The following is a 25427-nucleotide window of genomic DNA, read 5'->3' as shown; positions in this document are numbered from 1 at the left end:
TCATGAGCGAACTGAACAAATTGGGCCTGGCCGAGGCCCGCGACGCGCTGCGTGCCAAAGATGTCACATCCGTTGAACTGACCGAGGCTTGCCTCAAGGCCATTGACGAAGCCGACGCGCTGAACGCGTTTGTCCACAAGACGCCCGAGATCGCGTTGGAGCGCGCCAAGGCGGCGGATGAGCGGATCAAAGGCGGCGACGCGCCTTCGATGTGCGGCCTGCCGATCGGGATCAAGGACCTGTTTTGCACTAAGGGCGTGCCCTCGCAAGCGGCCTCGAAAATTCTCGAGGGGTTCAAGCCCGAATACGAATCCACCGTGTCGCAACAATTGGCGGATGCTGGTGCTGTGATGCTGGGCAAGCTGAACATGGACGAGTTCGCGATGGGCTCGTCTAATGAAACATCCGTTTACGGCAATGCGGTCAGCCCGTGGCGGCGCGGCAATGACGATGCACAGCTGACACCCGGCGGCTCGTCCGGTGGCTCAGCCTCGGCTGTCTCGGCTGACCTGTGTCTGGCCGCGACCGGTACCGATACCGGCGGTTCGATCCGCCAGCCTGCTGCTTTTGTCGGTATCACCGGCATCAAGCCAACCTATGGTCGTTGCTCGCGCTGGGGCATTGTGGCCTTCGCCTCTTCTCTGGATCAGGCCGGTCCGATGACCAAGAACGTCCGTGACGCAGCGATCATGCTGGAAACCATGTGCGGTCATGACCCCAAGGATTCCACCAGCGCCGAGCTGGCCGTGCCAAATTTCGAGGCGATGCTGACCGGCGATATCAAAGGCAAGAAAATCGGTATCCCGAAGGAATACCGCATGGACGGCATGCCTGCCGAGATTGAAAAGCTTTGGGCCGATGGCACCGCTATGCTGAAAGACGCGGGCGCCGAAATCGTCGATATCTCGCTGCCGCATACTAAATACGCGCTGCCTGCCTATTACGTGATTGCTCCTGCCGAGGCGTCGTCGAACCTCGCCCGCTATGACGGTGTCCGGTATGGCCGCCGAGCGCAGTTGGCTCAGGGCGATGGCATCACCGAGATGTACGAAAAAACCCGCGCCGAAGGCTTCGGCCATGAGGTCCAGCGCCGGGTGATGATCGGCACCTACGTTCTGTCTGCAGGCTTCTATGACGCCTACTACAACCGCGCCCGCAAGGTCCGTACCCTGATCAAGAAGGACTTCGAAGATGTCTTTGCTGCAGGCGTTGATGCGATCCTGACCCCGGCAACGCCGTCGGCCTCGTTCGGTCTGGGCGAGATGACCGAGGCTGATCCTGTTCAGATGTACCTGAACGATGTGTTCACCGTGACAGTGAACCTCGCTGGCCTGCCCGGTATTTCGGTGCCTGCTGGTCTGGACAAACAGGGCCTTCCGTTGGGTCTGCAGCTGATCGGCCGTCCGTGGGAGGAAGGCGATCTGCTCAACACCGCCTACGCGCTAGAGAGTGCGGCTGGGTTTGTGGCCAAGCCCGGAAAATGGTGGTAATCCTCAATCCTGACACGGCAATAAAGAACCGGAGCAGCCAAATGCGCAAATTGCTTCTGATCCCGGCCCTTGGGCTGATCGCGGCATGTGATACCGTTACCCCTGTTTCGGGTACCGGTTTCAATACGCCGGAATATCAGGCGCAGCGCGAGGCCGAACTGGCCGGGCAGGGTCTTGCCGGTAATCCGCTTGCACCACCCGAGGCGGTTTCCGAACAGCCGCTCTCGGCGCAGGGGGCTGTTGGTGCCGTACCAACAGGCGACGCCTCTGACATCGCCAACCAGACGGCCATTGCCTTGGCGAATACGTCGGGTCAAGAGACGCGCGTCGCGCCTCTGACTGCAACAAACAACCCAAGTATCTCTGATGAGCAGGATTTTGAGGCTGTCTCAAACCGTCGCAGTATCGATGCCGACGCTGCTCGTATCGAACAGAATCGGCAGTCTTACGAGGTCGTCGCCCCTACTGCCGTGCCCGAGCGCGGCTCTGACGGGCAACTCAATATCGTGCAATACGCCCTGAGCACTTCGAACCCCATCGGTACCCAGTTGTACAGCCGAGCCGGATTTAACCTGCAGGCCAAGGCACAGCGCAACTGCGCTCAGTTCGCATCTCCTGATCAGGCGCAGATTGAGTTTCTGTCGAATGGAGGCCCCCAGCGTGACCGCAAAGGGCTGGATCCGGACGGCGACGGTTACGCCTGCGGCTGGGACCCCAGCCCGTTCCGCAGTGCCGTCAACAACTAAGCTCTCCCCCATCTGGCACCCATCGCCCAATTTCGGCCCCCGCCGGGATGGGCTGTCACCCAAGCTGATCGTGCTGCACTACACTGCAATGGAGAGCGCTGCTGCCGCGCTTGAACGTCTCTGCGATCCGGGTCCCGAGGTCTCCGCCCACTACCTGATCGGTCGCGACGGTGCGCTCTGGCAGCTTGTCCGAGAGGAAGATCGCGCTTGGCACGCCGGGGCAGGGGAGTGGCAAGGGCAAGCCGACATAAACTCCCGCTCGATCGGGATCGAGCTGGACAATGGCGGAGATCACCCGTTTGCCGAACCCCAAATGCGTGTATTGGAACAGCTTTTGCCCGAACTCATGCAGCGTTGGACCATCGCGCCAGAGGGTGTGATCGGGCATTCCGACATGGCACCGGGCCGCAAGTCCGACCCCGGCCCTCGGTTCGACTGGCAAAGGCTGGAACACCAGCGCCTTGCCGCTCGGCGTGGTACTGCCCTCGAACCGAACGTCAACTTCCGCGAGCTGGCGCAGAACCGGGGCTACACAGCGACAAGCGAGGAGAAGACGCTCCTAAATTCCACACGCCTGCGCTATCGCCCGTGGGCCTCAGGCCCCTTGCACCCCGATGATCTCATAGCCCTCTGTCCGCTCCCAAAATCGACCTGATCCGCCCTTCATCTGGCCAAAAATATCTCGGGGATGAATTGGCCGTAGGCCAAGAAGGGGCTGGCCCCTTCACCACCCCAACCCCTCTTGACGCCATCACGCACAGAGCCTACCCAACCCACGCGCGGAGGGCCGGATGGCCGCTGGGGTCGTTAGGCCCGAGAGGAAAGTCCGGACTCCACAAGGCAACGGTGCCGGGTAACGCCCGGGCGGGGAAACCCGACGGAAAGCGCCACAGAAATCAGACCGCCACACACGTGTGGCAAGGGTGAAACGGTGGGGTAAGAGCCCACCGCGCCGCTGGCAACAGTGGCGGCACGGCAAGCCCCACCGGGAGCAATGCCGAATAGGGTCCCCGCGCGGGCCGGTCGGTGCAAACCGATACCGCCGCTAGGCACGCCTTGGCCGAGAGGGACCGGGTTGGCAGCTCGAGCCGCGCAGCAATGCACGGCCTAGAGGAATGGTCATCGAAGGGGGCAACCCTGGAACAGGATCCGGCTTACAGGCCCTCCGCGCATATCCTGTTACCCGCCCGGAGGTGTGTAGGTGCCGCCAAGTGCTGCAGCTTTTTCGGCGACGGCAACAAATTCCTGCGCCGACCATGCGCGAACGGTCTCGATCCTCGAAACCGCACCCGTGCCCGCGACGGCCATGCCAATTGCCACAGCATCACTGCCTTCAGGCAGTTCGCTGATAACGACGACATCATTGCCTCCGGTGGTTATATAAAACGAGATCAGTCTGCCGCCTGCTTTCTCAAGCAAGGCCTTGACGGGACCGGTGCGATCTTCCGGCTTTGCCAACATTCCTTTGACCCCATCTTGCGAATAAGACGCATAGGTAATGAAAACAGGCATATTTCTCTCCCTTGGTTGCAGTTTATTCGGAGCGCTAAAAGCGGCCGACTCCTTGGCCGTATCGCGTGCAGGATTGCGCGCAAACCGGAAAAGACCCGGCCAAATAGACAGCCGGGCGTTGCTATAGTTGTGAGCGGTGTTGTCTGCCGGAATTTACATCCGGCCCGGTATTACCTAAGTCCGCAAAACGGGCTTCGAAGGTTCCGGCGACACTATCACAGAATCGTGAGCGTTCCAAATCGACTGCTCTTGAAGCCATGTCAGGAATTGTTCCCCCAACGCGGCGAATCCGGTTGACTTGGGCGCATGAGCGGTTAAAAGCGCACGCTCATAAGGATTCAACCGAAAGGCCCCTGCCTTTTCGGACGCAGGAGATAACCATGGCGAAGCCGACGACAATCAAGATCCGTCTGAACTCGACCGCGGGCACGGGCCACTTCTACGTGACCAAGAAGAACGCGCGCACCATGACCGAGAAAATGACCATTCGTAAATACGATCCGGTCGCTCGGAAGCATGTCGAGTACAAAGAAGGCAAGATCAAGTAATCTGCCCTCTGACATACTTTTTGAAGAAGGACTCTGCCATGCAGGGTCCTTTTTTGTGTTGTTTTGGGGTATCTCTTGGTCGGCCTAAACCAAGCAGGGGCGTTGCAGGGGCGCATCAGAGGTTTGGGTGTTCTGAATCTCAGCGGCTTGCTTTTTCTAATCCCCTGCCGCTACGCTTCAGCAACCCTTTCCAAAATGTTGACCGCCATGAAAAAAATCTTGTTGCCCGCTCTTGCTGTTCTGACATTGTCAGCCTGCGAAGACCCCTTTAACCGCGAAGGTGTTGGTTTCACCGGGATTGATGGTGAACCGCGCACAGTGTCGGATGTAAAAGGCGCCGTAGCCTTTTTGCCGCCAGAAACCAACATCCCGGCGGAACTGGCCAAGCTACCAACGGTCCAGGTTACATCGGACAAAGCCGAGCTTGAAAAGATCGCGGGTGTCGCTATCGATAATGGCGGTCGCTCAGATGCGAATTCAGTTCAACTCACTGGCAGTGATACCAATCTGTACCTGAGCAATGTCAGTGTAAACGGTCAGTTGTTCGGCGTCCTGCGTACGGAAAACAACTCCACCAAAGTTGATACATCGGTGGGCTCGGCCTTTGGCGCTCAAACGGAACGCTTTACCGGATGCTTGCCCGCAGGTGATGTATACCGCAAGGGTTCGTCTGAGCGCAGTTCGGGTTTTGCAGTGCCACTGAATTGCCGTTAATTTAGCTTACAAAATCTAAGTAAAAGCCCCCGCCATTGGCGGGGGCTTTCTAGTTTCAGTGTTTCTGCAAGTCTTACGAGGCGCTGAACAAGGGCCCAAACCCAGCAGCGGTCATTCAATCCATGTGACACACCGGGCGATGATCACGCGAGTTCAGAGGCCCCCGCCATCCGTAGGCATCCAAGCAAGCGCTGTGCGTGTTCTCTATTTCACCCCACCGCCAAAGAATAATCAGTGGTGAAACTCAGACCCGATCAGCAGAACTGTTTAACCTCAACTGATAGGAAGCAACGTTCAATGCTCTACCAATGCCTGCCCATTCTCGTCAAAGAAATGAAGTTTGTCGGTGGGAAAATGCAGGCCGATCTTTGCCCCAGGCTTTAGAGCGGTGTCCCCATTCAGGCGCACGGTAACCTTCTCTTCGGCGCCGCAATCCACGATCAGGAAGGTATCTGCCCCCAGATACTCAATCACCTCGATGATGCCATCACATTGCCCATCGCCCGATGACACAACATCGATGTGTTCGGGGCGAATGCCGAGTTTGCTTGCTACACCCGAGCGCGCGAAGTCGCCGCCTCTGCCATGTTCCAGAGTGTAGCCATCGTTCTGAGTCGTGCACGGCAATATGTTCATTTTGGGGCTGCCAATGAACTGTGCGACAAACAGATTGGCAGGGCGTTCGTAAAGTTCGCGGGGTGTGCCGACTTGCGCGATCTTGCCGTACTCAAGCACGACGATGCGGTCGGCCAATGTCATCGCTTCAACCTGATCGTGCGTCACGTAGATCATTGTGCGCTTTAGGTTCTGATGAAGTTTCGCGATTTCGTAACGCATTTCGACACGAAGCGCTGCATCAAGATTCGAGAGCGGTTCATCGAACAGAAACGCCGTCGGGTCGCGCACGATAGAACGACCAATTGCAACGCGCTGCCGCTGTCCACCGGACAGGTCCTTGGGGCGACGTTCCAGAAAAGGTCCCAGCTTGAGAACCTCGGCGGCTTTATTGACCTGCTCTGCTATCTCGGCCTTCGGAACACCCGCGACCTTAAGTGAGAACCCCATATTTTCGGCGACCGTCAGGTGGGGATAAAGCGCATAGGACTGGAACACCATCGTCAGACCCCGCTTGGAGGGTGGGTGATCCGTGACATCATTGCCGTTGATTAGTAGCGATCCGCGCGAGATATCTTCAAGCCCACCGATCATGCGAAGCAGGGTGGATTTTCCACAGCCCGACGGACCGACGAAGACGATGAATTCACCTTCATCAATCATTAGGTCAACGCCTTTGATGACCTGGGCCGAGCCAAACCACTTTTCGACGGATTTTAGTTCGATGCTGCCCATTAGTTCCTCCCTGCCCAATGCAGCCAAACCGCGGCTGTCCAGGTGAATGAATTCCCTCCGGCAGGGCTGCCGGTCAGAGGATCGTAGTATTCAGCGAAGCCGTTTGTTGCGATCAGCTGCGACGTTTTCTGGCGCAGTGCCTCGGCTTCTTCGAGGTGCCCCATATCCGCTAATCCAAACCCGATCAGCATATTCATGAACCCCCAAGTGGGACCCCTCCAGTACCTGCGTTGGTCGAAGTTGGGCATCGCGGGGTCATAGCTGGGAACTGGAAAGGGTACTTTTGCAAGCGTCGCCTGCAGGCGCTCCAGCATGTGCTGTGAATCAAGTCCCCCAAACCAGCAAAGATACGACGCGTTAGAGATGCTTCCGGCCCAATCACCAGTCAGCGCATCACGCGAGTCGAACGAGCTCAGCGTTTCGTTCCACAAAGATCGCGCGCCCGCTTCGAGCCTTTGAATGTCGCTACTTAGTCCATCCGCAGCAATTCCAAGCCTTTCGCTGATCTCCTGCAGATCGCGTGCGGCGCGCAGAGTGATAAATGTCATCGTCGGATCTGCGACTCGGAAGGGATTCAGGCTCAGCAACTTCTGTTGATCCCAGTCGGCCTGGCAGCCGATCTGAACCAATTTGATATAGCGGTCATAGTCGTATTTGGTCGGTCGGTCTGCACTGTTGACGTGGCTTGTATCACGGCGCTGGTAGTCTCCGACACCTGTAGGATCTACGCCCTCCATTGCTTTGTCCCAGTCCGGTGCATTGTCGCGACCAGCTTCCCACGGATGCGTGGTGCAGACCGCGCCGTGTTCGTCGAGTCGCCATCTCATGATCCAGCGATGCCACGCCAGCAGAGATGGGAAGAGCGCGCGAACGCGGTCCGCGCCTGCATTGCCATCTTTTTCCCAGATCTTCCGCGCCACAGTTGCAGCCACCGGGGGCTGAATGATGCCAGAGGACGGGATCGGCCCGTGGCCACCCCAGACATCCGGGCCGGGGTAATATCCGTCATCCTGTTTGTGAAACAGGATATGCGGCACCATTCCATCATCCCATTGGCCCGAGAACAGTGTTTCTAGTTCCACCCAGGCTCGATCAATGTCGAACTCGGCAAAACCAAGCGCCGCAATCGCGCTGTCCCAATTCCATTGATAGGGGTAAAGCCCTTCGGTCGGGATGGTGTAGCCGCCGCGATCATTGGCAACCAGAATGTTGCGCGCCTCGCGGTCGGGGTTTGTATGTTGGTTCATCTCAGTCATCCTTTGACGGACCCCGCAGTCAGGCCCTTAGTCATGAAACGTTCAAGTCCCAGGAACAGCGCCATGATCGGAACGGTGGCGATCACCGCACCGGCCATCAGATGCTGTCGGGGAATTTCCGAGGAGTTCAGCATCGTGACGCCTCGGGTCAGGGTAAATTTCGAAGGGTCGTCCAGCAGCATGAAGGCCAGCAGGAACTCGTTCCAAGCGATCATGAAGACGTAGAGCGAGACCGACGCCAGCGCAGGCAGGCTAAGCGGCAGCGTAATCTTCCAAATCACTGCCAGCCGCGAAAGCCCATCCATGAGACCGGCCTCTTCCACTTCCGTCGGCAAACCACGGAAATATCCTTGCAGCATGTACAGCGCGACTGGGATCGTCGTGACCGGGTAGATCATGACGATGCCAAGGATCGAGTTGCGCAAGCCAGTCAGCGAGAACGCGATATAGATCGGCAATGCCAGGACGATCATCGGCACCATGTAGATCAGCAGGATCGAGCGTGAGAACGCCTTTTGCCCCGAGAAACGGAACCGAGCTACCGCATAGGCTCCGGGGACGCTGAACAGCAGGGTGATAAAGACCGTCAGGACCGAGACGTAGAGCGAGGTCCAAAGATAGGTGCCGAAGTTGAAATCGCGAAACAGCTCGGTATAGCTGCGAAACAGAGCGGTGCCTTGTGATAGATCTACCGAGAAATCCAGCGGGTTCTGCAACAGGGCCTGTTGCGACTTCAGGCTGGTCATCACCATCACATAGAACGGAATGATCACGATCGCCGTGAAGAAGATATAGCCAAAGCCCGTGCAGAACCGGATCACGGCATCTTCGTACTCGTGGCGGGTGAGCTCGCCGAACGGTGTCTCTTTCAGGATTGCGGCAACGGATTGGTGCATCACGACCGCCATCGCCACGACGGTGACCAGTATTGCCTGCAGGGATGTGTCAGAGCCGATCAGGACAGGCCCGACTCCGGTCAGGCAAGACAGGCCTAACAAGGCGGATACACCCAGTCGGGCCGGTGCGCGTTGCGCCGGGAAGCGGACATACACCAGACCGGCAATAGCCCCCCATATCAAGCAGAGCAAGACCTGTGGCCGGAACGCAGCCCCGGTCGAGAATGACATGGTGATGGCGACAGTAGTGGCGATCACCACCAGCCAGAGCGCGCCTAGAATCGGGGCGGTTATATACCCTTTGCGCATCACAAACCCTCCTCACGGCTGATGAAGCGGAAGAAGACGAAGCTGAAGGCAATCAGGCACATCAGGATCACAACGGCCACCGCTGCGCCTGCGCCGATGTTCGAAACCGCAAAGGCCTGTTCATAGACATTTACGGTCAGAGTACGGGTGCCGGCATTGCCGCCGGTCAGCAGGAAGATGTCGTCGAACTTGTTGAACGTCCAAATGAAACGCAGCAGGAACAGTACCGACAGGATGCCCAGCAGTTGCGGGATGCTCAGCAGCCAGAACTTCTGGAATGGTGAGGCTCCATCCATATCCGCTGCTTCATACATGCTAGAGTCGATGGATTGCATCCTCGCCAGAATGAACAGGAAGGACAGCGGGAAATAGCGCCAGATCTCGAACACTGTGACCATGATCAGCGCCAAAGGGCGTTCCCCGAAGAAGTTGATCGGTTCACTGCTTAGTCCCATCTGCACCAACAATGCGTTGGCAGAACCTGAGAACGGGTCGAACAAGGTGACCCATGTGAAGGCCACAGCGATGACTGGCGCCACATAGGGGAACAGATAGAGGCCGCGTATGAACCCTTGCCCTTTGAAGCTTTTGTTCAGCAACAAGGCTGCAAACAGGCCCATCACCAAAGCTCCAATGGTGCCGACCACGGTGTAGAACAACGTGACCCACAGCACGCCCCAGAACTCGTCTCCATCAAAGACACGGGCGTAGTTTTCCAGACTGAATTCAAGGTTGGTCAGGACGCTGGGTCCGCTCCCGGTCACGCCGGGCTCTGATCCTTCGAGCAGCTCTTCGAAAGCGTCCGGATCTCCGTCCAAGGTGACCGGAATACGGATGCGTTCGCGTTGACCGCCTTCCAGTGTGCCGAAATCGCAGAACAGGTTTTGCCCGTCCAGAACACAGGGACTTGCAACTTCGCGCGCCGTAACGCCGTCCGGTAGAACATCTGTCAGGGTGACGCCGACAACGGCGATGTCCTGACTTGAGTTGCGGACGCGGTATTCAATCCGCAGATCCTCGCCAGATCCGCGCAAGCTTTCACGCACCACAGGTGCAGGCGGACGAAGGTCAGACAGGGTGAAGGGCTTGAAACTGATCCAAAAGATCGCCAGCAAGGGCAGGATCACCACAAGCGATACACTGATCACTGTCGGAGCCAGCAGCGTCCAGGCCAGACGCGCCTCGCGTTTGGCTAGCGCCCCGGTTCCGGTCGGTGGGGTGGCCGAAGACATGGGATACCTCGAAGGGTTGGGTGCAGCGGCGTAATCGCCGCTGCATGTGTCACTAGGTTACTGAACCTTCGCGAGCTCGTCGTTCATTGCGGCCACTGCAGCGGCGGCATCGATTTCATCGTCGATATATTGGCGCACGACCCGGTTAATTGCCTGGCTGTTGATCATTTTGGACGCCAAAGCCAGCTGGCCTTCAGCAACGCCCCAGCGCTGCGCCACGTCCAGACCGCCGACGATCTCATCGATCATCGCCTGATCATACAGCTCGCCCAACGGGGCTTTGCGGTCCACGCCAACAGGCAGCTCTGCCCATGCTTCCGAGAACGCGGTCGGGTTGTCAGCATTACCGCGACGGACCGGGAACTTGCCCTCGGGTGCGATGGCCAGTGTTTGAGTATAGCCGTCGTCCATGGCGAATTTCACGAACTCCATTGCCGCGTCGGTGTCAGCGTCGTTGGTGATGCCAAAGTAACGAACGTCACCCCAAGCCGCGCCATCCGGGTTCGATGGGCCCGAGAAGTTAGTGACGATACCGGTCTTCGAGGCCAGATCGCGCGAGGTCGGATCATCGTTGATCGTCGGCGGGGCGCTGTCGCGCAGACCGGCCAGTTCGTCAAGGATGAAGGGCGACCAGATGATCATCGCTGCTTTGCCATCAAAATAAAGCTCGCGCGATTGTTTCCAGAATAGCTCACCCGGGGGCGAGGCTTTCGAGATCGCCTTGTAGAAATCCAATACCTCAATGGTCTTGGCTTCATCCAGCGGTTGGAAGCCGTCCGCGCCAACAGGGGTCACGCCATTGGCGAGGAACACATGCTCCAAAACCTGACTCATGAAGTTTTCATCAACTTTGGTTGCAGCAACGAAACCGTACATCTCGGGCGGGTTGTGCAACTGCTCCAGCGCAGCGACGACGTTGGCGAATGAGTTCGGGGCCTCAAGGCCAGCTTCATCAAACAGGTCTTTGCGGTAGACAACCATTTGAGTCCATCCATCGACCGGTACCGACGCGGTTTCGTCGTTGAACGCCGCCATACCAAGCGCGCCGGGGGCGAAGGTGTCGGCGCCCAGTTCTTCGATCACTTCGGTGGCGGCTTCGGTGTCCAAAATGCCCGCTTCAGCCCATGGCAGGGCATATTGCAGCGGATGATAGACCACATCTGGCAGGTCTCCGGCGGCAAATGCTGCTGTGGCGCGTGTACCCAGATCACTTTCGGTGACCGGGATAACCTCGACCGTGGTGCCGGTTTCAGCCTTGAACTGGTCAGCCATTTCCTGTTGCTTGGCCAGCCGCTCGGGCTGTTCTTCGGTGGTCCAGAAGCGGATCGTATCCGCCTGAGCGGACATCGCCGCCAATACTAGCGCAAGCGATGTTCCAAGCATCATTCGCGATGCTACAGGTGCAAGTTTCATAGTCGGTTTCCTCCCCGGTTATGATCTTTTGAAAGTTGAATTTTTCGGGCCAGTTCCTCGGCTGTAACGCTTGGTGGCCCGTCGGAATTGCGTTCGATCAGAACGGCCTCACTAATCTCACGCAGATCTGTCGGTGCTTCACCGCGAGTCTGGCTGATCAGCATCGTCGCAAGGCGTTCTCCGGCCCGCTTAGAATCGACGCTGAACGTGGTTAGACCAGGGCTGACATATTGGCATTCAGGGATGCCGTCATATCCCAGAATTGATACATCTTGCCCGACCTCGAGGCCCAGTTCTGCACAGACCGAGTAACACCCCAGCGCAGCCAGATCCGTTGCAAACACTATTGCAGTAGGTGGGTGATTCAGCGTCAAAAGCGCGCGTGCCTCAACCGCACCCTCCTCACGCGTACGAGCACCTTCCCGGATCAACTCGTGATCGGCAAGCAAGCCCGCGATCTTGAGACCTTCGAGATAACCGTCACGGCGCAGATGGCTGTAGTTGAATTTCGGATCGCTACCGACATAGCCGATGCGCGTATGGCCAAAATCAACGAGCCGACCGACCGCATCACGGGTTGCAGATTCACCCGAAATGTCGAACCAGGATGTCTCATCCTGCCAGTCCGCTTGCCCATACCCCGTGCGGCCATACATGATGAAGGGAACCTTCAACTCTTGCAGGTATTTCACCCTCGCATCGTCGACCTCGGTCCGGGGCAGAATGAATCCATCGGCTTTGCGCTCTTCGACAAGCCGCCCCAATACATCAAGCATATCTTTTTCGGACTTCGCCGTAGAAATCGTCATCGTCCAGTCGGATGCGCTCGCCGCTTCGCATGCTCCGGCCAGAAAATCCTGAAGAAATGGGTTATGCCGGTCTGGTTCTTCGCTGTTGATGACCATGGCAATAGCGCGCACCCGCCCGGTTCGTATCGCCTGCGCATGGCTGAGTGGGCGATAGCCCATCTTTCGCGCCGTGGTTTCAACGCGCTTTCTCGTGGATTCCGAGATGTCGGTATATCCATTCAGGGCGCGGGACACCGTGCTCTTAGAAAGCCCAAGATGATCGGCCAATTGATCCAGTTTTACCCTGCCGGGGCCAGAATGACTCCGGGGGCGAGACTGCGGTTGCTGGAGACTTGGATTCGTCATCATTCTTCTATTTGTTTTCTCCGAAACCGGTTTCGGCAATCAAAATTATGAAATTCTTTGATTGGATCGACCAGGTACACGAACGTTCCAATGGCGAAAGGCGCTGATGAACGCATATGCAAACTTGCAAACGCGGCTTTCAGAGTGGTGCAAATTAGGGTTGCGCCAACATGGTTGACTGCCGACTGCTACAGTAACTGCAGGCTGATCATTGTTCGCGGAGCTTTGATGGGAATCGGTGAATTGAGCATGAGGACTATGCGTAAATACGGGCGACTATCCGGCTATGAGGGCGTGTAAAATTTGTGGAGGAAAAAGAATCTGGTCGGAACATCATGCGAATTCACCAAGGCTTGGTATTGGCTTTTGAAGAGCAACATAAAAAAAGCCCCGCTTAGCGAAGTGCCAAGCGGGGCTTTCTGTATTCTGTTTGAAGCGGTTTTATTCTCTGTTGCCCAGTAGTTGCAGCAGGAACATGAACATGTTGATGAAGTCCAGATACAGGTTCAATGCACCCATGATCGCCGCTTTGCCAAGCCATTCCTGATCGCCAGCATGAGCCATCTGCAGATAGGTGGTTTTGATCTTCTGCGTGTCATAGGCGGTCAGGCCGGCAAAGATCAGCACACCCAGGATCGACACTGCGAACATGATCGCTGGTGATTGCAGGAAGATGTTGATCACCATCGCAACGATCAGGCCAATCACACCCATCATCAGGAAGGTGCCCATGCCGGACAGGTCTTTCTTGGTCACATAACCGTACAGCGAAAGACCTGCAAACGCGATCGAAGTCACCAGGAACACTTGCGCGATCGAAATGCCTGTAAAGGCTACGAAGATCCAGCTCAGCGACAGGCCCATGACTGCTGCAAATGCATAGAAAAACAGCTGTGCGCCAGATGCAGACAGCCGGTTGATCGCAGCGCCAAAGCCAAACACCATCGCCAAAGGTGCAAACATCACGATCCAGCCCAGGATATTGGGGCTCAGCGTGACCGGATCACGGAAGATCGACAGCAGCTGCGGGCTCGAGCCCACGGCCCATGCCACGGCAAATGTGATCAGCATGCCTACGGACATCGTGCCGTAGACTTTGTTCATATGGGCGCGCAGGCCCTCGTCTATCTCGGCAGCGCGCGCGCCGGACGCCGTCCGGATCGTGTCGAATTGTGCCATATAGGGGTCTCCCTTCAATATTCTGTTCGCAGCCCACGGATGCGAGCCGGTTTCCCGGTAAATATCGGAGAGTGTGGCCCTCGTTTCAAGGGTTTTAAGCCTGAAACTCAGCAAAACTGTCGGCAATTTTTGCAACTGTCGCCAAAAAACCGGCGGCTTGGTCGCCAAATCCCTCAAGCCGCCGGTATTTTCGAATTAATACAGATGTTTGTGCCAGCTGTCGGGCGCGTCCCAGAACGGGCGCTCTGCTTCGTTACGCGCGTCTTTGCGTGAAACGCCGATGTCATTCAGTGCATCATCATCAAGCTGGGCGAGGGCGCGCCGCTGACGAGCGAGGTTAAACAGGTCAAGTATCCGAGCACCAATCGCCTTACGCTTGATGCGACGATGAGTTGAGATGGCTATATGGGTCATGATCATTGCCCTTTCCTGATTGTTTGATGAAACCTAGCGCTTCAATCAATTTCCTTGATCTATATGGAGTAGTCTGACATATTTTGGAAATGAATGTTTATGACGAGTCTCATAAGGAATCTTGAACATGCGAAATTTGGACATCACTACATTGCGGTCTTTCGTAGCTGTTGCTGACCATGGAGGCGTGACGCGTGCCGCTGGATTTCTTCACCTCACACAATCTGCAGTCTCAATGCAGCTCAAGCGGCTGGAAGAGCTTTTGGGGCTGGAATTACTGGATCGATCCGGTCGAACCATCGCGCTAACGGCGTCCGGAGAGCAGTTGCTGGCTTATGCGCGGCGGATGATTGCGTTGAATGATGAGGTAATCGGGCGGCTGACGGATCAGGCGTTTGAGGGCGAGGTCGTGCTAGGCGTACCGCATGACGTCGTTCATCCGTTCATCCCGCGCGTGTTGAAGCGTTTCAATGCCAGCTTTCCTCGGGTCAGCGTAAACTTGGTCACTTCCAACACGCGGCACTTGAAAGAAGAGTTCGCCCGCGGAAGCTTCGATCTGATTGTGACTACGGAATCGGGTGCGGGCGAAGGTGCCGAAACCCTGCACCATATGCCTTTGCGTTGGGTTGGCGCGCTGAACGGATCTGCCTGGCGCCAAAAGCCTTTGCGGCTGGGGTTTTGCCGGAATTGCATTTTTCGCCCAGTCGCGACAGCGGCGCTGGATGATGCGGGAATCGAATGGGATATGAGCATCGACAGCGATTCCGACCGCACCGTTGAAGCCACCGTCAGCGCTGATCTGGCTGTGGGAGTTTTGCTGGAAGGCACCCAGCCCAGCCATCAGGAACTGATTGACCATGCCGGGGTTCTGCCGGATTTGCCTGTGCAGTTCATCAACCTCTATGGTGCCGAGCGGGTACGTGAGGAATACGTATCAGAGCTTGCGAACCTACTGCGCCAAAATTTCAATCATCCAACGGCGCAGCCGCTTAAAGTGGCGAGTTGATGCGGATCACCACCTTGCCAGTGGATTTGCGATCGCGCAGCAGTTCCAAACCTTTTGCTGCATCCTGCAAGGGCAGGACGTGGCTGATATGAGGCTTTATCCGGCCCTCAGAATGCCAGCGGAACAAGGTGCTGAAGCTGTCGCGCACGATCTCGGGTCTGAAATTCAGATAGCCGCCGATATATACGCCGATCACGGTCAGGTTCTTGACCAATAGATGGTTGGCCGGGATCTGAGGCACCTCACCTCCCGCAAATCCGATCGGTAACAAGCGGCCTTCCGGGTTGGTCGCGCGGAAGGCGGCCTTGAAGACATCTCCACCAATCGCATCGTAGACCACGTCAGCACCACCCAGAGCGAGAACGCGGTCGCGCAGATCTTCGCTTGCGTCAAGCAGATGGTCTGCACCAGCTTTTTGTGCCACGGCCAATTTGTCCTGCCCGCGGGCTTGGGCGATGACTGTCGCACCCATCAGTTTTCCGATTTCAACTGCGGTCAATCCCACGCCACCGGCAGCACCGGTGACCAGTAGGGTCTCGCCCGGTTGCAGTCGCGCCCGGTGCGCAAGAGCAATATGGCTGGTGCCATAGGCAATTTGGATCGCGGCCGCGTCTTCGAAACTCATGGAATCTGGAAGGGGAATTGCCCGGTCCGCATCAAAAACGCCTGATTCGGCCAGGCCGCCTTGACCTGAATAGACTGCAACACGATCGCCCAACTTCAAATGCGTAGCATTGTTTCCAATTTCGGTGACAATCCCTGCAATCTCCATGCCCAGCGTAAACGGTGCTTCGGGGGTGTCTTGATACGTTCCTTTCTGCATCAGAAGGTCTGCAAAGTTCAGGCCGCAGGCGCGGATTGCGATACGAACTTGGTTCTCTTGCGGCGGTGCTTCGCGTGTTTCGCATAGCTGAGCGGGTGCCCCTTTGGTCTCGATACGAAATGCCTGCATCATTGGTCTCCGCTCTTTTGTCGCCATAGGCCGTTTGGCTTGACCGTTTGTCAATTCCATTCGCAATCTTCACAGCGTTAAACTGAATAGGGTGGATCAACTGTTTCCCATTTAGAAACTATCAATCTCTATGTTGGCCGTACAACCACAAACCACTGTTCGATTTCTCTGATTCAACCAGCTTGAAAAAATAACGGATTGCGGCAATATTGTACTATGGTGCTGTTCGGGGGGCACGATCCGAATTAGGGAGTTCTTAAGCAGCGACCCGCTAACTAAGCGGCGATGGCTGCTGTCGCGGTTTCCCGGACAGGTGTTTGTGTAAAGGAGACTACCAATGACCCATCACGTCGATGTCCATGTGGGCAAACGCGTCCGGCATCGCCGCTGGCTGATTGGCATGACTCAGCAGCAGTTGGCGCAGCAAGTTGGTATCAAGTTTCAACAAATCCAAAAATACGAAACAGGGGCCAACCGGATAAGCGCATCGCGTTTGTGGGACATTGCCGAAGCGTTGGATGTTCCCGTCAGCTTTTTCTTCGAGGGTCTTGAAGAGGCTCAGAAGTCGGATGCAGACAAGAAATCGGTTCCTGCGGATTTGATGGGTGACAAAGAAGCGCTTGATCTTGTTCGCTCGTATTATGCGATCCCGGAAAACCAGCGTCGCCGCCTGTTTGAACTGGCACGCGTGCTGAGCGACGTCGCCTGATACAAGCGCTTGACTTCGCGGGGTGTGGGGCGCACGGGTAAGCAATGCAAAACACCCTACGAAGCGATCTAGAGATTGCCGAAGAAATGGCCGACGCTGCGCGGGCGGCCATTCTTCCGTTTTTCCGCCAATCTAACCTGAAGACAGACAACAAACTCGATGCCGGTTTTGATCCGGTGACAGCCGCTGATCGCGAAGCAGAAAAAGCAATGCGTAGGGTGCTGGCTGATCACCGGCCTGAGGACGGTATCCTGGGGGAAGAGTTCGGTCATTCCGAGGGAACTACCGGACGAGTTTGGGTGCTGGACCCAATTGATGGCACGCGCGGTTTCATAAGTGGTACGCCCACATGGGGTGTTCTGATCGCCCTAAGCGATGAGACTGGACCGAAGCTTGGTGTGATCGATCAGCCCTATATCGGCGAACGTTTTATCGGAGATAAAGAGCACGCATTTGTCAAAGGCCCTTTGGGACGCACAGAACTTGGGACGCGTGACACTCGATCTCTGGACCAGGCGATCATCTTCACCACTTTCCCGGAGGTTGGCAGCGCGGTCGAGGCCGCCGCATTCAAGGCGGTTTCTCAGAAAACGAAGCTGACACGCTATGGGATGGATTGTTATGCCTACGCGTTGCTCGCTGCAGGTCAAACCGATCTAGTGGTCGAGGCCGGATTGAATTCCTACGATATCCAGGCCCCAATCGCGGTGATCGAGGCCGCGGGTGGTATTGTGACGGATTGGCAGGGCAATCCGGCTCATAATGGTGGGCGTGCGCTCGCTGCAGCCAATACTGAGATTCATGCGGCAGCGCTAGAAATTCTGAAGCAATACTAAACGGGTTGCCGACCCTTCTTTGCGACTTTAAACTGATCACGGCTGGTTCTTACGCCCGTTTTCCACCAGCCCATCACTCCATGCATGAGACGGGCAGTATGCGGGAGTGCGAAAATGACAGAATTTCTGATCCGTAACGCCGATATGATCCTGACGATGGATGATGATCGGCAAGAGCTTGCAGGCGCTGATCTGCTGGTTCGGGATGGTAAGATTGCCCAGATTGGCCAGCGCCTTACGAGCGATGGCGAAATACATGATGCAAATGGGTGTGTTGTGACCCCCGGTCTGGTGAACACCCATCACCATCTCTACCAAACGCTCACCCGCGCGGTTCCCGGCGGGCAGGACGCATTGTTGTTTGGTTGGTTGCGAACGCTCTATCCCATCTGGTCCCGCTTTGGTCCTGACGAGATGTTTATATCTGCCCAGATCGGATTGGCCGAGATGGCACTGTCCGGCTGCTCGCTTAGCTCTGACCACCTTTACCTATATCCAAATGGCGCGCGGCTTGAACACACGATCCATGCAGCGTCAGAGCTGGGGCTGCGTTTTCATCCCACGCGTGGGGCAATGAGCATTGGAGAAAGTGACGGTGGACTGCCTCCTGATGCTTTGGTCGAATCCGAGCGGGCTATTCTGGAGGATATGATCCGCGTAGTAGATGCCTATCACGACCCATCTGAGGGTTCGATGTGTCGCGTTGGTTTGGCGCCGTGTTCACCGTTCTCGGTTAGTCGGGACTTGATGCGCGATGCCGCGCTGTTGGCGCGCGACAAAGGTGTGATGCTGCACACCCATCTGGCGGAGAACGATGAGGATATAGCCTATTCTCAAGATCAGTTCGGCTGTAGACCCGGCCAATACGCCGAAGAATTGGGCTGGACCGGTTCGGATGTCTGGCACGCTCATTGTGTCAAGCTGGATGGCGCCGAGATTGACCTGTTTGCACGTAGCCGAACCGGCGTTGCGCACTGTCCATGTTCCAATTGTCGTCTTGGTTCAGGTATCGCGCCAGTCCGAAAAATGCGTGATCAAGGCGTGCCAGTCGGGTTGGGTGTGGATGGATCAGCCAGCAACGACAGCGGCAATCTGATGGCCGAGGCGCGCCAGTCTATGCTGCTGCAACGAGTCGCAAACGGCGCTGACGCCATGTCGGCCCGTGAGGCGCTTGAGATCGCCACCCGAGGCGGGGCGGATGTGTTGAATCGGCCCGATTGCGGCCGGCTTATGCCCGGTAAACGAGCTGATATTGCCATTTGGGACGTGCAAGGAATTGAAAGTGCAGGCAGTTGGGACCCCGCTGCGCTCCTTCTGGCCGGACCAACGCGTGTCAAACACCTCTTTGTCGAGGGACGCCAGATTGTTCGTAACAGTCAGATCGCCACGATCGACCTGCCAAGGGTCATAGAAACCCAGAATCGTCTGGCACGCGCGCTGGCAGAATAGCGAATCCGCTCTTCATCTGGCTAAAAATACCTCCGCCGGAGGCATGGGCCATAGGCCCATTCCTATCAACCAGAAACAGCTCGTCCGGCGATCCAGGTATCGGTTACGGCACGGTCATCACCCATCATGATGGTCGGGAACACCGCTTCCCAAAGATCATCAGCATGAGCTTCGCGCTGGGCGATAGCAGGCGTCGATGCGAGGTTCAGCACCGCCAGATCGGCTTCCATGCCCACGGCGATGTTGCCAATACGGTCATCCATCCGCAGGGTACGGGCCGATCCCACCGTTCCAAGCCAAAGCAATTGCGAGGGGTGCAAGGGATGGCCTCGCAATTGACCAATCTCATAGGCCGCAGCCATTGTGCGCAGCATTGAAAAATTTGAGCCGCCTCCGGTGTCGGTGGCCAAGCCCACGCGGTGCCCTGAGTGAATTAGACCATTCATGTCAAACAGGCCAGAGCCGATAAACGTGTTTGATGTGGGGCAGTGGATCAGAGCTGCATCTACCTCGCGCAGACGATCCCGCTCTCGGTTTTCCAGATGGATCGCGTGCCCATAAAGGCCATTTCCGCTCAGCAAACCAAACTGCTCGTACGTATCCAGATAGTCGCGCGTGTCGGGGAACAGGGATCGGACCCATTCGATCTCATCGGTCTGTTCGCTCAGATGGGTTTGCATCAGGCAGTCGGGATGCTCGGCCCAAAGCGCGCCCATCGCCTCCAGCTGTTCTGGTGTCGATGTCGGCGAAAATCGTGGAGTGATGGCGTAAGATATGCGATCAACCCCATGCCACTTTCCAAGCAGAGCTTTGGACTGGTCGTACCCGGTTTGTGCAGTATCTCGCAGCCCCTCAGGCGCATTGCGATCCATGCAGGTTTTACCCGCGACGACCCGCTGCCCACGCGCCTGCGCGGCGGTAAAGAAGGCATCAACACTCTCTGGATGAATGGTGCAAAAGCTGCACATGGTTGTGGTGCCATGGGCTGCGGTCAGGTCTAGATATCTGTTTGCAATTTCAGCGGCATAGGCGGGGTCGTCAAACTTCATCTCTTCAGGGAACGTGTAGCTGTTCAGCCAATCAATCAGCCGCTTTCCCCAGCTCGCGATCATTGCCGTCTGCGGATAGTGGACATGAGAATCCACAAATCCCGCCATGATCAGCTGATCGCCATAATCCTTAATGTTGGCTTCGGGATGCGCGTCAGACAGGTCGGACGCCTGGCCCAGTGCCGCGATGCGGCCATCTTCGATCAGGACGGCTTGGTGAATTTTGGTCGCATCGGTGGGCTCACCTTCGAACGGTGATCCGTTGAAGCTAAGCACACGTCCCTTCAGAAGCGTCTTTTGCGCCATTTGTTCTGTTCTCCGCCTGTTTTGGACCGCCAACCAGCATAGGGGCGCGAAAGATGCGGGTAAATTGGACCATTGTCATTGTTTTCCGGTAGCTGCTTCTTCTATCTAGGGGCAATCGACAAGAAAGAGGGGCAGCGCATGACGACAGGCAACGACGAAGCCAGACCCGATCAGCCCCGCGATGAGGACGCCTATGCGCTGGACCCGCGAACCGTTGCGGCCATCCTTTATGCGGTTGATGTCGAAGATCGTGCCAAGCTGATTGAGCTGATGGAGCCGCTACACGCGGCCGATATCGCTGACCTTCTGGAACAGATCAATCCTTACGACCGTGCGCGCCTGATCCGGTTGTATGACAAGGAGTTCGACGGGGATATCCTGTCGGAGCTCGACGAGTCAGTTCGGGAAGAAGTGATCAATGTCCTGAAACCGGACGTTCTGGCCGAAGCCGTTCGGGATATGGAAAGTGATGACGTTGTTGACCTTCTGGAAGACCTTGAAGAGCCGCAGCAAGAAACCATCCTGGGCGCGCTTGAAGACTCCGAACGCGTCGCGGCAGAGCAAGCCCTATCTTATCCAGAAAACTCTGCTGGCCGCCTTATGCAGCGCGAGGTGGTCATGGCGCCCGATCACTGGACCGTGGGGCAGGCCATCGATTTCATGCGTGCCAACGACGATTTGCCGGAACAGTTTTATCACGTCATACTTGTTGACCCGCGATTGAAACCGGTTGCTCAGGTCACGCTGGGCAAGTTGATGGCAACCCGGCGCGAGGTGCCGCTGCAGGACATTGCCGAAGATGAATTCTACACCATCCCCGTCGAACAGGATGAAGAGGACGTGGCCTATGCGTTCAATCAGTATCACCTGATTTCGGCTCCCGTCGTGGATGGCGACGGTCGTTTGGTCGGTGTCATCACCATCGACGATGCGATGGTGGTCCTGGACGAAGAATACGAAGAGGATATGCTGCGTCTTGCGGGCGTCTCGGACGAAAGCTCTCTGTCCGATAGTGTAGCGGCAACCAGTAGGCGCCGCTTGCCTTGGCTTGGTGTCAATCTGGTTACGGCGATTTGCGGATCGCTGGTGATTTCTCAGTTTGAGGCCGCGATTGATCAACTGGTGGCGCTCGCGATCCTGATGCCGATCGTCGCCTCGATGGGGGGCAATGCCGGGACCCAATCACTTACCGTTGCAGTGCGGGCGTTGGCAACACGCGACCTGACCGGCTCGAACGTAGGGCGCGTAATCCGGCGAGAACTGCTGGTGGGAATGCTCAACGGGCTGTGTTTCGCTATCGTGTTGGGAACCGTCGGGATGATGTGGTTCGACTCCCCGCTGCTGGGTGTCGTGATCGGATCTGCGCTGGTCGTGAACATGATCATCGCGGGCTTTGCTGGTACGGTAGTACCGGTAGTGCTGGACCGTCTGGGTGTTGACCCGGCGCTGGCGTCAGGAACCTTTGTGACCACGACAACGGATGTCATGGGGTTCTTCATCTTTCTGGGGCTTGCCAGCTTGGTACTACTGTGAACGAGACAACCGATCTGACCGAAATCAAGGCCGCAGCGCGCAAGGCGGCATTCGCGCGACGCAAGGTAGCGTTTGATATGCGCATCCCGGGCGCGGCCGGGCGCTTGTCCGAGGTTCTGGCGGGTCATCGCGGTGTTCCCATGTCTGGCTATATGCCGATCCGCACCGAAATCGACCCGCTGCCTGCAATGGCCGAGGCTTCTGCATATGGCCCAGTGGGCGTGCCTGTCATTCAGGCCGCAGGGCAGGCGTTGCGCTTCTCTCGATGGACGCCTGAGGGCATACTGAAAGATGGACCTTTCGGGGCAAAAGTGCCCGAGGTCGATGATTATTTCGACCCGGAGATCCTGATCGTGCCACTGGTTGCCTTTGATGCGAAGGGTGGCCGCTTGGGGTATGGCGGCGGCTTCTATGATCGCACGCTTGAAGGGTTGCGCGCCAAGCGCCCGACGCTGGCCATAGGATTTGCCTTTGATGCGCAGGAAGCCGAGCATCTGCCGCTGGAGCCAACTGATCAACCACTCGATATGGTGATTACTGAAAGCCGGGTGCTAACTTTCTAATTTATCCCTCGCTATGCGCGATCGCGATTTCCTTTACATTGGCAGGCTTCAGGCTGAGTGATTGTTTGCTTCTGCCTTGTTATTGCCACTTCCAGCCCCTAGGACCGCAATCATGAGGATTTTGTTTCTTGGTGACGTAATGGGGCGCTCGGGTCGCGCCGCCATCCAGCAGCATCTGCCACGCCTGCGTGACGAATGGCGGCTGGATTTTGTCGTTGTCAACGGCGAGAACTCCTCGAACGGAATGGGGCTGAGCGGGGACCACGCCAAGCTGCTTTTGGACGCGGGGGCCGATTGTATCACCTTGGGCGATCATGCTTTCGACCAGAAAGACATGCTGCAGTTTATTGAGAAAGAACCTCGCATCGTGCGTCCGTTGAATTATGCCAAAGGGGCACCGGGGCGGGGGCATCGACTGTTCACCGCGCCGGGCGGTCGCAAGGTTCTGGTGGTGCAGGTGTTAGGGCAGGTCTTCATGAAACGCCCCTTTGACGATCCCTTTTCGGCCATTGAACCGATCCTGAAATCGCACCCACGCGGCGGCCAGGCGCAGGCGATCATCGTCGACATGCATTGCGAGGCAACGTCCGAGAAGATGGCGATGGGCCATTATTGCGACAAACGCGCGAGTCTTGTGGTTGGGACGCATACGCACGTTCCAACGGCAGATGCGCAGGTATTGCCGGGCGGTACAGGATATCTGACCGATGCCGGAATGTGCGGCGACTATGACTCGGTCATCGGAATGGACAAACAGGAACCGATGCGCAGGTTCATAACCGGGATGCCCAAGGCGCGGTTTACGCCTGCGACCGGTGAGGCGACCTTGAGCGGAGTTTTTGTCGAAACCGATGACCGCGATGGAAGCGCAAAATCCGTGCAGATGATTCGTGTTGGCGGGCGGTTGCAGCAGTCTACACCCTGAAAAGCACGTCAGACTTGCCCCGCCGCACGCAATACGTGAAACTACCTACTAGGCGCGTATGCCAGATCAGGGTTCGGACAGAATACCAAGAATGCAATTCCTTCAACTGACAGAGATGGGCAGCGCAATTCTGGCGCTGATGATCGTAGCGGGCATGTTCATCATGTTTCTGCGCGAGGTCTATCCGACCGAAGTTGTCGCAATCGGCGGGGCGGCCCTGATGCTGGCAACCGGTATCCTGCCCTATCAAAGTGCGCTTGCAGTCCTTTCGAATCCCGCGCCGTGGACCATCGGCGCGATGTTCATCATCATGGGTGCCTTGGTGCGCACCGGAGCGCTTGATGCCTTCACCTCGCTCGCGCAGAAGCAGGCGCAGGTGAACCCTCGGTTTGCTATCGGGTTATTAATGGCGTTTGTCGTCGTCGCTTCGGCGGTGGTGTCGAACACACCGGTTGTCGTTGTAATGATCCCGGTCTTTATCCAGATCGCCCGCACGCTGAACGTTTCGGCGTCCAAATTGTTGATCCCGCTCAGCTATGCGGCGATCCTTGGGGGTACGCTGACGCTGATTGGCACCTCGACTAACCTGTTGGTCGATGGTGTGGCCCGCGCCCAGGGTATGACGGCGTTTTCAATCTTCGAGGTTACCCCGCTGGGCATCACGCTGGTGATCTACGGTATGGTGTACCTGCGCTTCATTGCGCCACGACTGCTACCCGAGCGTGACAGCATGGCTGAGATGCTCAGCGACCGGTCCAAGATGAAGTTCTTTACTGAGGCGGTTATCCCACCCGACAGCAATCTGATCGACCGCGAAGTGACCGGCGTTCAGCTGTTCAAGCGCCCCGGTGTGCGCCTGATCGACGTCATCCGAGGCGATGACTCGCTGCGGCGGAACCTCAAGGGGGTGACGCTGAAAGTGGGCGACAGGGTAGTTTTGCGCACCGAGATGACCGAATTGCTGAGTCTTCAAAGCAACAAGGAACTCAAGCGCGTGGATCAGGTCTCAGCCGTTGAGACCAAGACAGTTGAGGTTCTGATCACGCCGGGCTGCCGTATGGTCGGTCGAACGCTTGGTGCGATGCGGTTACGTCGCCGATATGGTGTCTACGTCCTGGCGGTTCATCGCAGGAACCAGAATATCGGGCGTCAGTTGGATGCTTTGACCGTGCGTGTCGGGGATACGCTGCTGTTAGAGGGCTCGCCTGCGGATATCCAGAAGCTGGCCGCCGATATGGATATGGTCGATGTTACGCAACCTTCGGCACGAGCGTTTCGCCGCAGCCATGCGCCCATAGCCATCGGTGCGCTGGTCGGGATCGTCGCCCTGGCGGGGTTGGGCGTGGCACCGATTTTGCTGTTGTCGATCATCGCCGTTGCTGTGGTTTTGCTGACCCGATGTATCGACGCGGATGAGGCGTTCTCATTTGTCGAAGGCCGATTGCTGGCCCTGATCTTCTCCATGCTCGCAATTGGGGCTGCGCTCGATAAATCGGGCGCGGTTACACTGATTGTCGAAGCGGTCGCACCGGCGCTGGGGATGCTGCCACCTTTCTTGATCATATGGGCCGTATATCTGTTGACTTCGGTGCTAACCGAATTGGTTTCGAACAACGCCGTGGCGGTGGTGGTCACACCGATCGCGATCTCTCTGGCTCAGGCCGTAGGAATTGATCCGCGCCCGCTGGTGGTCGCGGTGATGGTGGCGGCATCGGCATCCTTTGCGACGCCGATTGGCTATCAGACCAACATGATGGTGTATGGCCCGGGTGGGTACAGATTCACCGATTTTCTGAAAGTTGGTGTGCCGCTGAACCTGACTGTGGGTCTGCTGGCGTCACTTCTTATTCCGTTCATCTGGCCGCTCTGACACTGGCACGGATTCG

The 25427-nt window shown here is 57.0% G+C and carries 24 protein-coding genes and 1 other RNA gene; 14 read left to right on the top strand and 11 right to left on the bottom strand.

Going from position 1 to position 25427, the window contains the following annotated elements; translation table 11 throughout:
- The first annotated feature begins 2 nt into the window (after positions 1 to 2).
- From gatA to rnpB, 4 genes are all read left to right on the top strand, one after another.
- The gene (gatA, locus tag ACR0I1_RS12940) at positions 3 to 1490 is read left to right on the top strand and encodes an Asp-tRNA(Asn)/Glu-tRNA(Gln) amidotransferase subunit GatA (RefSeq protein WP_170563967.1); all 1488 of its coding nucleotides are present in this window, start codon (positions 3 to 5) and stop codon (positions 1488 to 1490) included.
- Between the two features lie 41 nt (positions 1491 to 1531).
- A complete protein-coding gene (locus tag ACR0I1_RS12935; RefSeq protein WP_480706794.1) occupies positions 1532 to 2236 on the top strand; it encodes a hypothetical protein in 705 nt (234 codons plus the stop codon).
- Positions 2220 to 2891: an N-acetylmuramoyl-L-alanine amidase gene (locus ACR0I1_RS12930; RefSeq protein ID WP_480706792.1), complete on the top strand. Its 672-nt coding sequence runs from the start codon at positions 2220 to 2222 to the stop codon at positions 2889 to 2891. The genes ACR0I1_RS12935 and ACR0I1_RS12930 overlap by 17 nt, the downstream gene beginning before the upstream one ends.
- A 124-nt stretch (positions 2892 to 3015) precedes the next feature.
- Positions 3016 to 3409: RNase P RNA component class A (gene rnpB, locus ACR0I1_RS12925), an RNA gene on the top strand.
- A gap of 6 nt (positions 3410 to 3415) precedes the next feature.
- Here the strand turns inward: rnpB and ACR0I1_RS12920 are convergent.
- Positions 3416 to 3748, bottom strand: a complete 333-nt coding sequence (locus ACR0I1_RS12920; protein WP_170392216.1) for a GYD domain-containing protein — start codon at positions 3746 to 3748, stop codon at positions 3416 to 3418.
- Positions 3749 to 4128: 380 nt separating this feature from the next.
- Between ACR0I1_RS12920 and rpmG the strand changes: the two genes are divergently transcribed.
- Positions 4129 to 4296: a 50S ribosomal protein L33 gene (gene rpmG / locus ACR0I1_RS12915; RefSeq protein WP_010441901.1), complete on the top strand. Its 168-nt coding sequence runs from the start codon at positions 4129 to 4131 to the stop codon at positions 4294 to 4296.
- Positions 4297 to 4503: 207 nt separating this feature from the next.
- The gene (locus ACR0I1_RS12910; protein WP_170392214.1) at positions 4504 to 5010 is read left to right on the top strand and encodes a membrane lipoprotein lipid attachment site-containing protein; all 507 of its coding nucleotides are present in this window, start codon (positions 4504 to 4506) and stop codon (positions 5008 to 5010) included.
- A gap of 294 nt (positions 5011 to 5304) precedes the next feature.
- On the opposite strand, the gene ACR0I1_RS12905 is transcribed toward ACR0I1_RS12910, so the two are convergent.
- From ACR0I1_RS12905 to ACR0I1_RS12870, 8 genes are all read right to left on the bottom strand, one after another.
- Positions 5305 to 6360 (bottom strand): ABC transporter ATP-binding protein, encoded by a 1056-nt coding sequence (locus ACR0I1_RS12905; RefSeq protein ID WP_480706790.1) that lies wholly within the window; start codon positions 6358 to 6360, stop codon positions 5305 to 5307.
- The gene (locus tag ACR0I1_RS12900; protein ID WP_480706788.1) at positions 6360 to 7607 is read right to left on the bottom strand and encodes an MGH1-like glycoside hydrolase domain-containing protein; all 1248 of its coding nucleotides are present in this window, start codon (positions 7605 to 7607) and stop codon (positions 6360 to 6362) included. The genes ACR0I1_RS12905 and ACR0I1_RS12900 overlap by 1 nt, the downstream gene beginning before the upstream one ends.
- Before the next feature lie 5 nt (positions 7608 to 7612).
- Positions 7613 to 8821, bottom strand: coding sequence for a carbohydrate ABC transporter permease (locus tag ACR0I1_RS12895; RefSeq protein WP_480706786.1), 1209 nt, complete (start codon positions 8819 to 8821; stop codon positions 7613 to 7615).
- Complete coding sequence (locus tag ACR0I1_RS12890) at positions 8821 to 10053, bottom strand: carbohydrate ABC transporter permease (RefSeq protein ID WP_170512378.1); 1233 nt, start codon at positions 10051 to 10053, stop codon at positions 8821 to 8823. The genes ACR0I1_RS12895 and ACR0I1_RS12890 overlap by 1 nt, the downstream gene beginning before the upstream one ends.
- A gap of 57 nt (positions 10054 to 10110) precedes the next feature.
- Positions 10111 to 11466 (bottom strand): extracellular solute-binding protein, encoded by a 1356-nt coding sequence (locus ACR0I1_RS12885; protein WP_170625244.1) that lies wholly within the window; start codon positions 11464 to 11466, stop codon positions 10111 to 10113.
- Entirely contained in the window at positions 11463 to 12620 is a 1158-nt protein-coding gene (locus tag ACR0I1_RS12880; protein WP_480706984.1) for a LacI family DNA-binding transcriptional regulator, read from the bottom strand. Before ACR0I1_RS12880 ends, ACR0I1_RS12885 begins: the two co-directional genes overlap by 4 nt.
- Before the next feature lie 441 nt (positions 12621 to 13061).
- Entirely contained in the window at positions 13062 to 13799 is a 738-nt protein-coding gene (locus tag ACR0I1_RS12875; RefSeq protein WP_010441904.1) for a Bax inhibitor-1/YccA family protein, read from the bottom strand.
- Between the two features lie 195 nt (positions 13800 to 13994).
- Complete coding sequence (locus ACR0I1_RS12870; RefSeq protein WP_170512406.1) at positions 13995 to 14213, bottom strand: YjiS-like domain-containing protein; 219 nt, start codon at positions 14211 to 14213, stop codon at positions 13995 to 13997.
- Positions 14214 to 14340: 127 nt separating this feature from the next.
- On the opposite strand from ACR0I1_RS12870, the gene ACR0I1_RS12865 reads away from it, so the two are divergent.
- Positions 14341 to 15219, top strand: a complete 879-nt coding sequence (locus ACR0I1_RS12865; RefSeq protein ID WP_170392200.1) for a LysR family transcriptional regulator — start codon at positions 14341 to 14343, stop codon at positions 15217 to 15219.
- Here the strand turns inward: ACR0I1_RS12865 and ACR0I1_RS12860 are convergent.
- Positions 15203 to 16171 (bottom strand): NADPH:quinone oxidoreductase family protein, encoded by a 969-nt coding sequence (locus ACR0I1_RS12860; RefSeq protein WP_480706783.1) that lies wholly within the window; start codon positions 16169 to 16171, stop codon positions 15203 to 15205. The genes ACR0I1_RS12865 and ACR0I1_RS12860 overlap by 17 nt on opposite strands.
- Positions 16172 to 16508: 337 nt before the next feature.
- Between ACR0I1_RS12860 and ACR0I1_RS12855 the strand changes: the two genes are divergently transcribed.
- The 3 genes from ACR0I1_RS12855 to ACR0I1_RS12845 all read left to right on the top strand — a co-directional run bounded on the left by ACR0I1_RS12855 (position 16509) and on the right by ACR0I1_RS12845 (position 19165).
- The gene (locus ACR0I1_RS12855; protein ID WP_170343628.1) at positions 16509 to 16880 is read left to right on the top strand and encodes a helix-turn-helix domain-containing protein; all 372 of its coding nucleotides are present in this window, start codon (positions 16509 to 16511) and stop codon (positions 16878 to 16880) included.
- Between the two features lie 44 nt (positions 16881 to 16924).
- Entirely contained in the window at positions 16925 to 17716 is a 792-nt protein-coding gene (gene hisN, locus ACR0I1_RS12850; RefSeq protein WP_170392196.1) for a histidinol-phosphatase, read from the top strand.
- A gap of 114 nt (positions 17717 to 17830) precedes the next feature.
- On the top strand, positions 17831 to 19165 hold the full coding sequence (locus ACR0I1_RS12845; RefSeq protein ID WP_480706781.1) for an 8-oxoguanine deaminase: 1335 nt from the start codon (positions 17831 to 17833) through the stop codon (positions 19163 to 19165).
- Positions 19166 to 19230: 65 nt separating this feature from the next.
- Here ACR0I1_RS12845 and guaD read toward each other — a convergent pair whose 3' ends face one another.
- Complete coding sequence (gene guaD / locus ACR0I1_RS12840) at positions 19231 to 20520, bottom strand: guanine deaminase (protein ID WP_170636016.1); 1290 nt, start codon at positions 20518 to 20520, stop codon at positions 19231 to 19233.
- A gap of 138 nt (positions 20521 to 20658) precedes the next feature.
- Between guaD and mgtE the strand changes: the two genes are divergently transcribed.
- The 4 genes from mgtE (at position 20659) to ACR0I1_RS12820 (ending at position 25411) form a co-directional block, all read left to right on the top strand.
- Complete coding sequence (gene mgtE / locus ACR0I1_RS12835; RefSeq protein WP_480706779.1) at positions 20659 to 22053, top strand: magnesium transporter; 1395 nt, start codon at positions 20659 to 20661, stop codon at positions 22051 to 22053.
- On the top strand, positions 22050 to 22616 hold the full coding sequence (locus ACR0I1_RS12830) for a 5-formyltetrahydrofolate cyclo-ligase (RefSeq protein ID WP_480706777.1): 567 nt from the start codon (positions 22050 to 22052) through the stop codon (positions 22614 to 22616). The genes mgtE and ACR0I1_RS12830 overlap by 4 nt, the downstream gene beginning before the upstream one ends.
- 112 nt (positions 22617 to 22728) lie before the next feature.
- Positions 22729 to 23541 (top strand): TIGR00282 family metallophosphoesterase, encoded by an 813-nt coding sequence (locus ACR0I1_RS12825; RefSeq protein ID WP_170512362.1) that lies wholly within the window; start codon positions 22729 to 22731, stop codon positions 23539 to 23541.
- Between the two features lie 91 nt (positions 23542 to 23632).
- Positions 23633 to 25411 carry an SLC13 family permease gene (locus ACR0I1_RS12820; RefSeq protein ID WP_480706775.1) on the top strand — a complete coding sequence of 593 codons (1779 nt, stop codon included), beginning with the start codon at positions 23633 to 23635 and terminating at the stop codon, positions 25409 to 25411.
- The last annotated feature ends 16 nt before the right edge of the window (positions 25412 to 25427 follow it).

It is taken from the genome of Ruegeria sp. B11 (genome assembly GCF_056539785.1).
Note: the sequence above shows the minus strand (reverse complement) of the source record. Positions and strands in the feature narration are given on the sequence as shown.

Coding starts and splice junctions, on each gene's coding strand:
- ACR0I1_RS12920 (WP_170392216.1), bottom strand. CDS start 3,748: ATGCCTGTTTTCATTACCTATGCGTCTTATTCGCAAGATGGGGTCAAA.
- ACR0I1_RS12910 (WP_170392214.1), top strand. CDS start 4,504: ATGAAAAAAATCTTGTTGCCCGCTCTTGCTGTTCTGACATTGTCAGCC.
- ACR0I1_RS12880 (WP_480706984.1), bottom strand. CDS start 12,620: ATGACGAATCCAAGTCTCCAGCAACCGCAGTCTCGCCCCCGGAGTCAT.
- ACR0I1_RS12905 (WP_480706790.1), bottom strand. CDS start 6,360: ATGGGCAGCATCGAACTAAAATCCGTCGAAAAGTGGTTTGGCTCGGCC.
- ACR0I1_RS12900 (WP_480706788.1), bottom strand. CDS start 7,607: ATGAACCAACATACAAACCCCGACCGCGAGGCGCGCAACATTCTGGTT.
- mgtE (WP_480706779.1), top strand. CDS start 20,659: ATGACGACAGGCAACGACGAAGCCAGACCCGATCAGCCCCGCGATGAG.
- ACR0I1_RS12895 (WP_480706786.1), bottom strand. CDS start 8,821: ATGCGCAAAGGGTATATAACCGCCCCGATTCTAGGCGCGCTCTGGCTG.
- ACR0I1_RS12885 (WP_170625244.1), bottom strand. CDS start 11,466: ATGAAACTTGCACCTGTAGCATCGCGAATGATGCTTGGAACATCGCTT.
- hisN (WP_170392196.1), top strand. CDS start 16,925: ATGCAAAACACCCTACGAAGCGATCTAGAGATTGCCGAAGAAATGGCC.
- ACR0I1_RS12820 (WP_480706775.1), top strand. CDS start 23,633: ATGCAATTCCTTCAACTGACAGAGATGGGCAGCGCAATTCTGGCGCTG.
- ACR0I1_RS12875 (WP_010441904.1), bottom strand. CDS start 13,799: ATGGCACAATTCGACACGATCCGGACGGCGTCCGGCGCGCGCGCTGCC.
- ACR0I1_RS12870 (WP_170512406.1), bottom strand. CDS start 14,213: ATGACCCATATAGCCATCTCAACTCATCGTCGCATCAAGCGTAAGGCG.
- ACR0I1_RS12865 (WP_170392200.1), top strand. CDS start 14,341: ATGCGAAATTTGGACATCACTACATTGCGGTCTTTCGTAGCTGTTGCT.
- guaD (WP_170636016.1), bottom strand. CDS start 20,520: ATGGCGCAAAAGACGCTTCTGAAGGGACGTGTGCTTAGCTTCAACGGA.
- ACR0I1_RS12935 (WP_480706794.1), top strand. CDS start 1,532: ATGCGCAAATTGCTTCTGATCCCGGCCCTTGGGCTGATCGCGGCATGT.
- rpmG (WP_010441901.1), top strand. CDS start 4,129: ATGGCGAAGCCGACGACAATCAAGATCCGTCTGAACTCGACCGCGGGC.
- ACR0I1_RS12825 (WP_170512362.1), top strand. CDS start 22,729: ATGAGGATTTTGTTTCTTGGTGACGTAATGGGGCGCTCGGGTCGCGCC.
- ACR0I1_RS12890 (WP_170512378.1), bottom strand. CDS start 10,053: ATGTCTTCGGCCACCCCACCGACCGGAACCGGGGCGCTAGCCAAACGC.
- ACR0I1_RS12855 (WP_170343628.1), top strand. CDS start 16,509: ATGACCCATCACGTCGATGTCCATGTGGGCAAACGCGTCCGGCATCGC.
- ACR0I1_RS12860 (WP_480706783.1), bottom strand. CDS start 16,171: ATGCAGGCATTTCGTATCGAGACCAAAGGGGCACCCGCTCAGCTATGC.
- gatA (WP_170563967.1), top strand. CDS start 3: ATGAGCGAACTGAACAAATTGGGCCTGGCCGAGGCCCGCGACGCGCTG.
- ACR0I1_RS12845 (WP_480706781.1), top strand. CDS start 17,831: ATGACAGAATTTCTGATCCGTAACGCCGATATGATCCTGACGATGGAT.